Here is a 233-nt window from a genome sequence, read left to right as displayed (position 1 = left end):
GGAGGCTTTGGAGCCCGGCTTCAAGACCTACCAGGCGCAGGTGATCAAGAACGCCCAGGCCATGGCCAAGGTATTCATCGAGCGCGGCTTCGACGTGGTCTCCGGCGGCACTGACAACCACTTGTTCCTGGTCAGCCTGATCAAGCAGGGCCTGACCGGCAAGGACGCCGACGCCGCCCTGGGCCGCGCCGGCATCACCGTGAACAAGAACGCCGTGCCCAACGACCCGCAAT

At 64.8% G+C, this 233-nt stretch carries 1 pseudogene; it reads left to right on the top strand.

Annotated features, from left to right (window positions below):
- Positions 1 to 233 (top strand): annotated as a pseudogene (gene glyA, locus WFQ67_RS30260) (serine hydroxymethyltransferase); the annotation flags it as partial.

The organism is Pseudomonas sp. USHLN015, from assembly GCF_037153275.1.
In the GTDB taxonomy this organism is placed as follows: domain Bacteria; phylum Pseudomonadota; class Gammaproteobacteria; order Pseudomonadales; family Pseudomonadaceae; genus Metapseudomonas; species Metapseudomonas tohonis.
The sequence above is the reverse complement of the archived record's forward strand: the minus strand, read 5'-3'. Positions and strand labels throughout refer to the sequence as shown.